Source organism: Pedobacter sp. UYEF25 (assembly GCF_054061655.1).
Genome location: NZ_JBSSEL010000010.1, coordinates 83,428 through 95,653, shown reverse-complemented (window position 1 = coordinate 95,653; position 12,226 = coordinate 83,428). Strand labels below are relative to the sequence as shown.

The 12,226-nt window shown below is 38.1% G+C and carries 9 protein-coding genes and 1 tRNA gene; 5 read left to right on the top strand and 5 right to left on the bottom strand.

The features are described 5' to 3' along the window. Nucleotides 1-6: 6 nt before the first annotated feature. Together ACVWYG_RS11125 and ACVWYG_RS11120 are read right to left on the bottom strand one after the other, a co-directional pair. On the bottom strand, nt 7-513 hold the full coding sequence (locus ACVWYG_RS11125) for a PH domain-containing protein (protein WP_457270290.1): 507 nt from the start codon (nt 511-513) through the stop codon (nt 7-9). 170 nt (nt 514-683) lie between these two features. Beyond that, on the bottom strand, nt 684-2,891 hold the full coding sequence (locus tag ACVWYG_RS11120; protein WP_457270289.1) for a RelA/SpoT family protein: 2,208 nt from the start codon (nt 2,889-2,891) through the stop codon (nt 684-686). Between the two features lie 108 nt (nt 2,892-2,999). Between ACVWYG_RS11120 and ACVWYG_RS11115 the strand changes: the two genes are divergently transcribed. From ACVWYG_RS11115 to ACVWYG_RS11095, 5 genes are all read left to right on the top strand, one after another. Further along, the gene (locus tag ACVWYG_RS11115; protein WP_457270288.1) at nt 3,000-3,614 is read left to right on the top strand and encodes a DUF4294 domain-containing protein; all 615 of its coding nucleotides are present in this window, start codon (nt 3,000-3,002) and stop codon (nt 3,612-3,614) included. Between the two features lie 8 nt (nt 3,615-3,622). Then, nucleotides 3,623-4,141 carry a glutathione peroxidase gene (locus tag ACVWYG_RS11110; protein WP_457270287.1) on the top strand — a complete coding sequence of 173 codons (519 nt, stop codon included), beginning with the start codon at nt 3,623-3,625 and terminating at the stop codon, nt 4,139-4,141. Further along, entirely contained in the window at nt 4,141-4,863 is a 723-nt protein-coding gene (bshB1, locus tag ACVWYG_RS11105) for a bacillithiol biosynthesis deacetylase BshB1 (RefSeq protein WP_457270286.1), read from the top strand. The genes ACVWYG_RS11110 and bshB1 overlap by 1 nt, the downstream gene beginning before the upstream one ends. 57 nt (nt 4,864-4,920) lie before the next feature. After that, nucleotides 4,921-4,993 (top strand) — tRNA-Lys (locus ACVWYG_RS11100). Between the two features lie 193 nt (nt 4,994-5,186). After that, nucleotides 5,187-6,161: a hypothetical protein gene (locus ACVWYG_RS11095; protein ID WP_457270285.1), complete on the top strand. Its 975-nt coding sequence runs from the start codon at nt 5,187-5,189 to the stop codon at nt 6,159-6,161. 27 nt (nt 6,162-6,188) lie between these two features. On the opposite strand, the gene gyrB is transcribed toward ACVWYG_RS11095, so the two are convergent. The 3 genes from gyrB to ACVWYG_RS11080 all read right to left on the bottom strand — a co-directional run bounded on the left by gyrB (nt 6,189) and on the right by ACVWYG_RS11080 (nt 12,090). Next, nucleotides 6,189-8,147 (bottom strand): DNA topoisomerase (ATP-hydrolyzing) subunit B, encoded by a 1,959-nt coding sequence (gyrB, locus tag ACVWYG_RS11090; protein ID WP_457270284.1) that lies wholly within the window; start codon nt 8,145-8,147, stop codon nt 6,189-6,191. A 189-nt stretch (nt 8,148-8,336) separates the two neighbouring features. After that, a complete protein-coding gene (asnS, locus tag ACVWYG_RS11085; RefSeq protein WP_457270283.1) occupies nt 8,337-9,785 on the bottom strand; it encodes an asparagine--tRNA ligase in 1,449 nt (482 codons plus the stop codon). Nucleotides 9,786-9,867: 82 nt separating this feature from the next. After that, on the bottom strand, nt 9,868-12,090 hold the full coding sequence (locus tag ACVWYG_RS11080; RefSeq protein WP_457270282.1) for a putative Ig domain-containing protein: 2,223 nt from the start codon (nt 12,088-12,090) through the stop codon (nt 9,868-9,870). Nucleotides 12,091-12,226 lie beyond the last annotated feature (136 nt).

The following is a 12,226-nucleotide window of genomic DNA, read 5'->3' as shown; positions in this document are numbered from 1 at the left end:
TATAAATTAGGGAGAACACCTAAGCTTAAATACTTTTATAAATTCTTTCGGCTCATTTGGCGATATAACAATCCTTTTGCCATCGTTTAAGTAAAGGAGTATAAGTGTATCTTTTCGTGTAACAAACCAGGTCATTTTACCTATCGACGCGTTGACGAAATGCCCGGTAAAACAAAATAGCCCACCATTTCCAAAGGTTCTGATAGTCCCGGCGATACTGCTTATGCCAATTTGCTGTAAACTTTTTATGTTTTCCTTCTTTATGTGAACTTTGGAGAATATGCGCTCAACCAAAATCTCATTATCGGTAATCGTATAACGCAATGGCATAAGTAAAAGACAGATAATATAAATCCCAAAAACCAATGGCAATACAAAAAATACCGAATTGGCCGCTTCAAACCAGATAAATTGAGAGCCTATAATAAAGCTAAATAACAAAGTTATTGCAATGGTAATTATCCTAGCACCAATTCCTAAGGACGCTTTATAGCTTGTCCTATGAATTACCATTGTCCATAAACATTAATTTAAATTTTTAGATATTGAGTGTTTTTCCACTTGCTAGCGTTAACGACTGTAATGACATCCTTTTTGGCTTTTTTGCCAAAAAGATACAATTGAAGGCGTGTTAAAACGCCCGAATAATTTTGAAGCTTGTTTTTATCGAACAAAATTTAATCTTAAGCATCAAACCTTGTTACTGCGGTAATGCCCTTAATTTCCAAAATATTATTTATTAAACTTTCTAAATGTTCCGTATCGTTTACATAAACCATGATGGATCCCTCAAAAATTCCCTCGTTGCTATCTACGGTAATGGACCTAATATTTACATTAAAATCGGTTGAAATGACGCGAGTAATGTTGTTTATCAATCCCACTTCGTCGATGCCAAAAATCTGAAGACCAGTTAAAAAAGTAAGCTCTTGTTGTTTGTTCCACTTTGCCTTAACGATTCTGTAGCCATAATTGGCCATTAATTGAGCTGCATTAGGGCAATTTGTTCTATGGATCTTAATGCCTTCACTTACAGTTATAAATCCAAAAACATCGTCGCCGGGTATTGGATTGCAACAAGGAGATAGTTTGTAATCTATTTTTTGTAAATCTTCGCCAATCAGTAAGATATCAGATTCGGAGGACTTTATTTTCTTCTTTACGCCGTCTACCGATAAATTTTCGGGTCTTTCAGAACTGCGGTTTTCGATTTCTTTTTCAATGGAGAGGTACTCTTTAATGTCTTTAAGTTCTATTTTACTCTCTGCAACTTGAATAAACAGCTCTTGGGTAGAATTAAGTTTAAAGAAGTAACTGAGTTTTTGTAGATTATCGGTATTGTAGGTAATTTTCAAAGATTTCAGTTTTCTTTCTAAAATTTCTTTACCATTTTCAGCAATTTTTCGTTTTTCTTCTTTAAGAGATGATTTTATTTTAGATTTTGCCTTTGCAGTAACCACAATATTTAGCCAATCCTCTTTCGGTGTCTGCTTGCTAGAGGTAATAATTTCTACTTGATCTCCGTTTTGTAACTTATGAGAGAGGGGTACCAGCTTGTGGTTAACCTTCGCACCAATACAAGTTGCTCCAACATCGGTATGAATTTCAAAAGCGAAATCTAGGGCAGTGGCGCCAGATGGCAATTGTATAAGCGCTCCTTTTGGCGTAAAAATAAAAATTTCATCAGAAAAAAGGTTCATTTTAAAATCGTCCAGGAAATCAAAAGCATTTGCCTCTGGATTGCTCAGCATTTCCCGGACTTTTTGTATCCATTGGTCTAACCCATTGTCGTTTGATGATTCTTTGTATTTCCAATGTGCAGCAAAACCCTTCTCCGCAATTTCGTTCATGCGTCGAGTTCTAATCTGTACCTCAACCCATTGTCCTCTTGGGCCCATAACGGTGGTATGTAAACTTTCGTAACCGTTCCCTTTCGGTGATGAAACCCAATCTCTCAACCTATCGGGATTCGGGCGGTATAAATCGGTTACAATAGAATATGCTTTCCAACAATCTGCTTTTTCATTCTCTGGCTGACTGTCTAAAATTATGCGAATGGCAAAAAGATCATAGACTTCTTCAAAAGGTATGTTCTTCTTTTTCATTTTATTCCAAATAGAGTGAATGGATTTTGGCCTGCCATACATATCTGCTTTTAAACCCTGTTCGCCCATTATTTCAGAAATTGGCTCCACAAATCTTTTTATAAATAGCGCGCGTTCGGCTTTTTTTTCATTCAATTTTCTCGCCACAAACTTATAAGTATCTGGTTCCAAGTATTTCATTGAAAGATCTTCAAGTTCTGATTTAATGGCGTATAAACCGAGCCGGTGAGCCAACGGTGCATACAGATAGATTGTTTCTGAAGCAATTTTCAACTGCTTATGCGGTGGCATAAAATCCATCGTACGCATATTATGTAACCTATCAGCAAGTTTTATTAAAATTACCCTAACATCATCTGCCAAAGTAAGTAACATTTTTCTAAAATTTTCTGCTTGCAAAGAACTGTTTGTGTCAAAAACTCCCGCTATTTTAGTAAGGCCGTCTATAATTTTTGCGGTTTTTTTACCAAATTCTCTCTCTATGTCATCAAGCGTCATCTGCGTATCTTCCACCACATCGTGCAGCAGCGCGCAAACAATAGACGTAGTTCCTAATCCAATTTCTTCTGCAGCAATCTGGGCAACTGCAATTGGATGGTAGATATATGGCTCGCCAGATTTTCTCCGCATATCCTTATGACTTTCGAGTGCTAAATCAAACGCTTTTCTTAGTTCTTTTTTATCACCATGCTGGGTAGTAGGCTTACACGCCCTCAGCAACGCCCTATATCGCTTTAAAATTTCTTTCTTTTCTGCCTCTAGATCAATCAATAACTCCGTTTTCATTTGTTTTTTTTGCGTAAAAAATGCAGAAAATATTCTAATAATATTTATATTGGATTCATATTAAGCGAATGTATGAAATAAGCCCTAATTTTGCTGCAGTATAAATTTATGAATTTTAAAAAATTAATTTTTCTGTTTAGTGTAATCATTTCCGTTTTTGCCGCGCAAGCTCAGCAAACTGTTGATCCCATCTTTCCCGCAAAAGGCAAAAACGATAGTATCCGAGTTGCTTCTACAAATGACAACGGAATTATGATTCCTTGGATTTTGCTAAATGACGTAAACATTAATGCCAACAGGATCTTTAGAAGTGCCCAAGAGAAATTAGCTTTTGATAGATTGCGGTATAATGTTTTAAAAGTAATGCCGTATGCGCTATACGCAAAGAGGAGATATGAAAAATTAGAAAGTGATTTGTCTCATTCTCCAGAAAAGCGGGAGCAAAAGGTTTTGGTAAAAGCCTGTGATCAAGAGATTAAAAATATGTTTAATCGGGAGATAAAGGATTTGACAATTACGCAGGGTCAAATTCTAACGAAATTGATCGATCGAGAAGTTGGCAGAACTACTTTCGACATTGTTAAACAAACAAAAGGTGGATTTGCTGCGTTCTCCTACCAATTAATTGCTAGAGTAGTGGGACATAATTTAAAGGCAACTTATAATAAAGATGAAGATCGGGATATTGAAGCAATCATTCAATCTTCTGGATATTATCAATAAAAGAAAAGATGAATCAGACGCTTCCAAATATCTATTCCTTTAAGGTTAAACTCATCGACGGACAAGAAAAACCACTTTCTGCTTACAGAGATAAGGTGTTGCTAATTGTAAATACTGCATCAGAATGTGGATTTACCTGTCAATTTAAAGACTTGCAACAATTAAAAAAAGAAATTAACAACGACGATTTTGAGATACTGGCTTTTCCGAGTAATGATTTTGGGAAGCAAGAACCCTTGGATGGCATAGAGATTTTAAATTTCTGCGAACGAAACTATGGGGTTTCTTTTCCTGTATTTGAGAAGATTTTTGTACGGGGCGCTCATGCCCATCCACTTTATCAGTTTTTAATCAGCAAAAAACAAAACAATAAATTTAATGTGAAACCGAGGTGGAATTTCCACAAATACCTCATCAATAGAAAAGGGGAGTTGGAAGATTTTTTCTATCCTTTTACCACGCCACAAAACGGGAAGTTAAAAAAGAAAATCATCCGCCTGTTGGCGAAAAATACCGATAAAATTTAATGAAATTAGATATTTTAGTAATTGCGGTGCATCCAGACGATGCTGAGTTAGGCTGCTCTGGAACCATTTTAAAACACACCGCACTTGGGAAGAAAGTTGGTTTGATAGACCTTACACGTGGCGAACTTGGAACCAGAGGAACTGCAGAAACTAGGGAAGAAGAAGCCAGGGCGTCTACAGAAATTTTAGGTTTGCAAGTGCGCGAAAATCTTGGTTTTAAAGATGGCTTTTTTACCAACGATGAGCAACATAGATTAGAAGTTTTAAAGGTAATTAGAAAATATCAGCCAGAGATTATTATTGGTAACGCCCTAACAGATAGGCATCCTGATCATGGTAGGGCGGGGGATTTAGTTAATGACGCCATTTTTCTTTCTGGATTGCAGAAAATAGAAACCTTTCTTCACGGAGAGAAACAATCGCCGCATAGACCGCGTTTATTCCTGCAGTTTATTCAAGATACCTACATTAAGCCAGATATTATTGTTGATATTTCTGAATATATTGATAAAAAGGTTGACAGTATTAAGGCTTTTAAGACGCAATTCTATGTTCCAAGCGCAAGCATTGATGGTCCAGAAACTTACATTTCTTCACCAGAATTTTTCGACAGCGTTTTGGGTAGAGCAAGGGAATTTGGAAAGAGTATTGGCGCCAAATATGGAGAGGGTTTTACCTCGAGAAAATTACTGGGAGTGAACAGTCTTTTCGATCTGAAATAAACTTGACATGGTGGTTGGTAGTAGGTGTTGAGCGCAAATTTGTATATTTGCAAAGATGACTTCTTAGCTCAGCTGGTAGAGCAACAGACTCTTAATCTGTGGGTCCATGGTTCGAACCCCTGAGGGGTCACTAAAATAAAAAAGCCTTGTAAAATTTAATTTTTACAGGGGTTTTTTTTCTTTAAATTGTTTATGCAACCCAGGTTTAATACCATTAAGTATGGAAAAGGTGATTCTCGTACTTTAACGACATCTAACGTTAAAATGAGTCAAAGCTTAAGGTAAAATAGAGCATATTTAAAATTATCGAATTATATTAAGGCATGAAACCTAATGTCTTTTATATCAGCGTCTTATTTATTTCAACTTTATATTTTAGGTCGAATGCCCAAGAAAAAATAAATGTCGGATTCGAAAAGTTAGGCATCTCAGGCGGCGCAGTTGGATGGGACTTCACCCTCAATAATCGAAATACCTATCGAATAGGGTTAGATAGCGTCATAAAAAAAACTGGCAAATATTCGTTATGTATCGACGCCGCAAATGAACCTATCCATGCAAACGCGGTAAAAGGAAGCATTATCCATAAATTAAATGGCGACGTACTTTCCTTAGTTGGAGCCATCAAAACTGAAAATGTATTGGACGGCTTTGCTGGATTATGGATCCGAGTTGATAACGGGGAAGACCAATTGGCTATCGAAACCATGGAAAGTCAAAATTTGAACGGAACACACGATTGGAAAGAATATGTGGTGCAAATCCCTTATGATAAAACAAATGCGACGGGCATAAAATTTGGCACGTTACTTATCGGAAAAGGTAACGCGTGGTTTGATGATCTAAAACTTTATGTTGATGGAGTTCCTATAGACAAGGTAAAGCCAACGCCAATTGCATTAATAAGTGATAGTTTATTTGATCAAACATCTAAAATTGACACTATACTAAATACTACCAGGAACATTAAATATTTAACTGTTACAGGAAAGCTGTGGAGTTTCTTAAAATACCATCATCCTGCTGTAACTGCAGGGAATTTTAATTGGGATCAGAAATTATTCAAACTTATTCCTACTATATTGAAATTAGAGAATGACACATCTTTTAAAGTGATTGAAGGTTGGGTGGAGTCCTTAAGCAATGTTAAAGATACTTCGAAAATTAATAAAAAAAAGGCAGAAGTGTTTTTAGAGCCTGACTATGGAGATTTATTTACCACCGAATTGTTTCCCGAAATCATTAACTTTTCATATTTACTTATTAAAAATGCAAAAAAAAGCCCCATTTCTCAATGAGACTCTCTAATATGCTAATTTTTTACTCTATGCGTCAATTTTGGCATATTTTGCATTGCGCTCTATAAATTCTCTACGTGGTGCAACTTCATCGCCCATAAGCATGGAAAACGTATGATCGCATTCTGCAGCGTTTTCTATGGTTGCTTGCAACAAAGTACGCGTGGCCGGGTTAAGTGTGGTTTCCCAAAGTTGGTCCGCATTCATTTCCCCCAAACCTTTGTACCGCTGAATGTGGACACTTTCTTCCTTACCTGCACCTTTTAAACGTTGGACGGCAGCATCGCGTTCTTTATCGTTCCAGCAATATTCAAAATCTTTACCCTTTTTAACCTGATACAATGGTGGGGAAGCAATGTAAACATATCCAGCCTCTATCAAAGCACGCATATACCGATAAAAAAATGTTAAGATAAGTGTTGTAATGTGCGAGCCATCAATATCTGCATCCGTCATGATTACGATTTTGTGGTAGCGTAGTTTTGAGATATTCAAAACCTTGTTATCTTCTTCGGTACCAATGCTGACACCCAAGGCGGTAAACATATTTTTAATCTCATCATTCTCATAAATCTTATGCTCCATGGCTTTTTCCACATTCAAAATTTTACCTTTTAAAGGTAAAATGGCCTGAATGTTTCTATCGCGTCCTTGCTTAGCAGTTCCACCCGCCGAATCTCCCTCAACAAGGTAGATCTCACATTTTACCGGATCGCTGTCAGAACAATCTGCCAATTTTCCGGGCAATCCAGAACCGCCCATAACGCTTTTGCGCTGAACCATTTCTCTAGCTTTCCTGGCGGCTGCACGAGCAGTAGCCGCTAAGATCACTTTGCCGATAATCATTCTGGCTTCTTTTGGGTTTTCTTCCAAATAAGCACCAAGTGCCTCGCCTACAGCTATATCTACTGCGCCAGATACTTCACTATTTCCGAGTTTTGTCTTTGTCTGCCCCTCAAATTGTGGTTCTTGAACCTTAACAGAAACTACAGCGGTGAGACCTTCACGAAAGTCATCACCTGTGATTTCCATTTTTAGGTTTTTTAACAAACCAGACTTATCTGCATAAGATTTTAAAGTTCGTGTTAAACCTCTTCTAAAACCTGCAATGTGCGTTCCACCCTCATGTGTATTAATGTTATTTACATACGAATGCACATTTTCGGCATAACTGTCGTTGTATTGGAAAGCCAATTCTACGGGTACACCATTTTTTATGCCGTCTATGTAAATGGGCTCGGGTAAAAATGACGCACGAGTACCATCTAAAAATGTAACAAATTCTTTCAAACCTCCATCAGAATGGAAAATCTCTTTGGCAAATTCTCCTTTTTCATCCGGTTCACGTTCATCTGTGAGACTTAACGTAATGCCTTTATTTAAGAAAGCCAGCTCTCTTAACCTACCGGCCAGAGTATCATACTTATATTCTGTTGTTTGAGTAAAGATGCTGGCATCTGGTGTAAAGGTTACAATGGTACCGCGCTTATCAGTCACGCCGATTTCTTTCACATCGAAAAGTGGTTTGCCAATGCTATATTCCTGCAACCATATTTTTCCTTCACGATGCACTTCTGCGCGCAAGTGTGTTGAAAGCGCGTTGACGCAACTTACCCCAACACCGTGAAGACCTCCTGAAACTTTGTAGGTGTCTTTATCAAACTTACCACCAGCGTGTAAAACCGTCATTACGATTTCTAAAGCAGATTTATTTTCCTTTTTCGTAATTCCTGTCGGTATTCCACGACCATTATCTTCAACTCTTATGGAATTGTCTTTTAAAATGATTACATCAATTGTATCGGCATGACCCGCAAGCGCCTCATCTATAGAGTTATCTACAACTTCATAAACCAAATGGTGCAAACCCTTTACGCCTGTGTCTCCAATATACATCGAAGGGCGCTTTCGAACCGCTTCTAAACCTTCTAAAACCTGTATATTATCTGCCGAATAATTTGACTTTGATTCTTGTTCTTCGCTCATTTTTTAATTAAAAACTATAAGTATCAAAAATAAGCAAAATATGCCATTTTACCGAATGTGTTGGTAAGTTTTGACCTAATAAATACGTGAATTTAACCCATTGAAACCTTATTAGATGGGGAAAATTAAGATCGATCGAAATAGGTTTGAAATCGACATTTAAACCTCCTGAATTTTGATCGGTAGCCCTTAAAATTCCGCATTTTTCGGATATCTTGGGAAGGCAATTACGTCGCGTATATTAGTCATACCTGTAACAAAAAGCACTAAACGCTCAAAACCTAAGCCAAAGCCTGCATGCGGTGCTGTGCCGAACCTTCGGGTATCTAAATACCACCACAGTTCTTCTTCAGAAATATTCAATTCCCGCATCCTCTCTGTAAGCATTTCCAAGCGTTCTTCACGTTGAGATCCGCCGATCATTTCACCAATTCCCGGAAATAAGATGTCCATTGCTGCAACAGTTTTTCTTCCTTGTTCATCAGGTTCATTCTGTCGCATATAGAATGACTTGATGTCTGCTGGATAATCCGTTAGAATTACAGGTTTTTTAAAATGTTTTTCGACCAAGAACCTTTCATGCTCACTCTGCAAATCTGCGCCCCATTCATCTATCAAGTATTTAAACTGCTTTTTCTGATTTGGTTTAGAAGATCTTAAAATTGCAATCGCTTCCGTATAGGTAAGCCGCTCAAAGTCATTGTCCAGACAAAACTGAAGCTTATCCAATAGAGTGAGTTCTGATCGTTCGTTTTGGGGTTTTTGCTTCTCTTCTTCCAGCAAACGATTGTTTAGAAAAAATAGTTCCTCCCCACAGTGTTCTTTGGCATAGCTGATGACATACTTCATCATATCTTCCGCAAGTTGCATGTTGTCTTCCAGATCTGCAAAAGCAACTTCCGGTTCAATCATCCAAAACTCCGCAAGATGACGTGTGGTATTGCTATTTTCTGCCCGAAAAGTTGGCCCGAAGGTATAGATTTCCCCAAATGCCATTGCAGCAAGCTCTCCTTCTAATTGACCTGATACGGTTAAATTTGTCGCTCTACCGAAGAAATCTTCTGAGAAATCTACCGCTCCATCTGCACTACGGCGTGTTTTATCAAAATTCAACGTAGTAACTTTAAACATTTCACCCGCGCCTTCCGCATCACTTGCGGTAATAATTGGTGTATGCATCAACACAAATCCTTTGTCATTAAAAAATTTATTAATGGCGAAGGATAAGGCATGCCTTACTTTAAAAACTGCATTGAATGTATTTGTCCTGAAACGAAGGTGGGCAATTTCTCTTAAAAATTCTAAACTATGTTTTTTGGGTTGTAAAGGAAACTTTTCTGCGTTGCTATCGCCTAAAATCTCCAGTGCACTCACTTTAATTTCCACCGTTTGTCCTTTACCCAAAGAGGCGATCAAAGTTCCTGTCGCTGAAATTGCAGCACCTGTAGTGATTCGTTTTATTAAGCTTTCAGGGAAAAGATCAAGGGCGATAACCAGTTGAATGTTAGACAAACAAGACCCATCATTTAAAGCTATGAATTGGTTATTACGAAACGTTTTTACCCAGCCCATAACCGTAACTGTAGCGTTCAGGTCTTCACTAACTAATAAATCTTTAATCTTTCTTCTTTGCAACATTGTTTTTTATATTTTCGGACAAAAGTACAAATCAACAACGATAACCAGAAAAGAGATTAAAAAACTTATGTTAAATCTTCTCCTACTTAGAAGTTTTTAACAACAAAACTCCGTGCGGCGGAATACTTGATTTTGATATTGCAGTAAACTTCCCAATATCTTTTTGTCTCCATACATCTCTACAGTTTAATTCTTTAACGTCGTTCATCTGATCCAAATTTATAGGAATTGTCTGATAGTGATCTGAAAGATTAAAGACGCCAATCGCTTTTGTGCCATCGCTTAAATCTTTAATCCATATTTGATACGCTGGCGTTTTAATTACCTGCCTTGCAGCCAACCCAAGTTCATCCTGGTTGATGGCCAATACTTCATCATTTGTTAACAGATTAAGTGTAAAATTATCCAGCTGACCCATGTCGCATCCGATTAGTAATGGCGCGGCCTGCATAGCCCATAAGCTAATGTGTGTGTATTGTTCATCAGGAGTTAGACGCGTATTGTGCAAATTTGGACCCCAGCCCACTTTACCAACCACCAGCATATCTGGATCGTTAAAATGACCAGGCTCCGCGTCCTTCACCATATTTTCTTGATTAAAACCAATGCCAGACATGCTGCTCCAAGTATCCACAATGTCACCCGTTGTTCGCCAGCTATTTCCACCAACGCTTGCACCCCATTTCCATACATCGCCCCAACCGTATTGACAAAGACTAAATATAATGTCTCGGTTTGCCACATCTAGGGCTGTACGCATTAATTGATATGGTTTTTTTAATGTTGGTAAATCTGGATTCGGACCGGTTATGTCTGAATACGAACACCAATCGTATTTTAAATAGTCAATTCCCCAGTTTGCATAAGTCTTAGCGTCTTGCATTTCGTGCTGATAGCTTCCCAAGTAGCCACCACAGGTTTTTGGTCCGGGCGAAGAATAAATGCCAATTTTTAAGCCTAATGCATGAACGCTATCCGCCAATGCTTTCATATCTGGAAATTTTTCATTCGCGACTATTTCTCCATCCGATGCACGCGCTTCGGCTTCCCAACCATCATCTATGTTTATGTATCCCCAACCATGCCTACTCAATTTATCAGCCATTTGTTTGGCAGAAATCATTACTTTTTCCGAGCTCACGCTAAGTCCCCAAGCATTCCAACTATTCCAACCAAGTGTAGGTGTTAGGCCAATTAAGTTCCCCACTTTAATTTTTAAGGTTTTATCAACTGAACCAAGCTCGTTTTTAACGGATAATGTAACTGCATATTCACCATCCTTTGGGGTTACGCCTGAGATAATACCAGTTTCTTTATCCAAACTCAATCCTGCTGGCAAATTCGCCGCTTCGTAAATTAAAGGAAGTTTGCCCGTCGCAGGTATTTTAAATAAAAATGCATTACCAGCTTTCGCTCCATAAACGGAGGCACCATTTATTTTTGGCTGCAAGCTTACTTTTGGGGTTAAAATATAAGGAGTAAGTATAGTTGCCGTTAGTGTCTTTCCCGAAGTTAGTTCCTTAAAAGCATAAGTTAAGACGTAAGATTTTGCCATAGGCATATTTTCTTTGAACGTAAATTTAAAGGGTTTGCGTTGCGATGTCTGTACAGAAACAAGGCGTTCTGCGTATTTTTTATGGCTTTCAGGATCAGTAAAACTTATAGAAAGTTGACCTCTGTACGTTTTATTCGTCGTTGGAGCAACAGTTATGGTCTGCGAGAAATTATTGCTTCCCGTTAACACCATATCTCCACCTAAATCAATTTTCAGCTCATCTGTAACGTCTATCATACGAATGAAGAAGCCGCTCCCTGTAATCCCTCCCGCGCCGCCGCTATCGTATACACGCACAGCCAACAAATTTTCTTCATCCCAATATAGCGCAGGGTTGTTTGCCGCTATTTTGTAAATCCTTCTGCCATATAAACCGCGTTTTATATCGTCACCGCCGCCGTTGCCGTTTTTCCCAATTAATTGTCCGTTTAAGTAAACTTCATCTCCATCGTCTATATCTCCTAAACTCAACATTACACTGTCTTTTAAGAAGGCCTTCTGTTTCATTACAGATGGCAATCGAAAATGAATTCGATACCAGCCAAAACCATCGTAATTTGCATGTCCCTGCATTTCCCAACTTTCTCCAAGCGCTATGCTTTGCCAAGATGTGTCATCGAATGTTTTCATGTTATACGCACTACTGTCACCGGTTGTAAATTTCCAACCGGTTGAAAGGTTGACAACTTGTGCCTTGGCACAAACTACAAAGGCTGTGAGAATGATTAGAATAGAAAAGGTTTTTCTCATAATTTTTTTCTTAAAAGCGCCCCCAATGTAGTAAAAAAAATTAATTGTTAGCCTGCTTTTTAATCGAGTAATGACTGTGGTGTGGCTATAATTTATGCCTGATTAGTCTGTATAACCATTTTTGCCTGGATTATTT